1 rRNA gene (running past one end of the window) is annotated in these 465 nt (G+C 58.5%); it reads left to right on the top strand.

The features are described 5' to 3' along the window. Positions 1–133 precede the first annotated feature (133 nt). Positions 134–465: ribosomal RNA gene (locus E4U92_RS34590) — 23S ribosomal RNA — on the top strand; it runs 2,781 nt beyond the window's last position.

The raw sequence follows: 465 nt of genomic DNA, 5'->3' as shown, positions 1-465 counted from the left end.
CGGGCACGCTGTTGGGTGTCTGAGGGAATGAACTTCCTCAGTCGCCGGCCCCAGTGAACTCGGACCGTAAAGGTTCGGGGTGATGGGTGGCTGGTCGTTGTTTGAGAACTGCACAGTGGACGCGAGCATCTGTGGCCAAGTTTTTAAGGGCGCACGGTGGATGCCTTGGCACCAGGAACCGATGAAGGACGTGGGAGGCCGCGATAGTCCCCGGGGAGTCGTCAACCAGGCTTTGATCCGGGGGTTTCCGAATGGGGAAACCCGGCAGTCGTCATGGGCTGTCACCCACTGCTGAACACATAGGCAGTGTGGAGGGAACGAGGGGAAGTGAAACATCTCAGTACCCTCAGGAAGAGAAAACAACCGTGATTCCGGGAGTAGTGGCGAGCGAAACTGGATGAGGCCAAACCGTATACGTGTGAGACCCGGCAGGGGTTGCGTATGCGGGGTTGTGGGATCTCTCTT

This window comes from Streptomyces galbus, assembly GCF_005280195.1.
Lineage (GTDB): Bacteria > Actinomycetota > Actinomycetes > Streptomycetales > Streptomycetaceae > Streptomyces > Streptomyces galbus.
This window is presented reverse-complemented; position numbering and strand designations above follow the sequence as displayed.